1 protein-coding gene is annotated in these 337 nt (G+C 77.2%); it reads right to left on the reverse strand.

Annotated features, from left to right (window positions below; genetic code table 11):
- Positions 1-337 (reverse strand): enoyl-CoA hydratase-related protein (locus ACLWS4_RS38095; protein WP_416876583.1); only part of this gene is annotated, 337 nt, incomplete at both ends.

The raw sequence follows: 337 nt of genomic DNA on the forward strand, positions 1-337 counted from the left end.
TCAGGTAGTAGCGGGAGGCCGCGCGCGGGTCGAGCCTGGCCCGCAACGGGAGCGAGATGACGGCCGGGGCCAGGCCGAGTCGGACCTCGGTGTAGGCGAAGGTGGACTGCGGGCCCGCCACCACCAGGTCGGCCGCACCGAGCAGCCCGAGGCCGCCGGCCCGGACGTGGCCGTCCACCGCCGCGACCACCGGCTTGGCGCACTCCACGATCGCCCGCTGGAGCGCGACCAGGCCGCGCGGGCCGACCGTCGGGTCGTCGCCGGTGGCCTCGGAGAGGTCGGCCCCGGCGCAGAACACCTTGCCGGTGTGGCCGAGCACCACGGCCCGGACTCCGGG

The sequence above is a fragment of the Kitasatospora sp. SC0581 genome (genome assembly GCF_048159585.1).
GTDB lineage: Bacteria > Actinomycetota > Actinomycetes > Streptomycetales > Streptomycetaceae > Kitasatospora.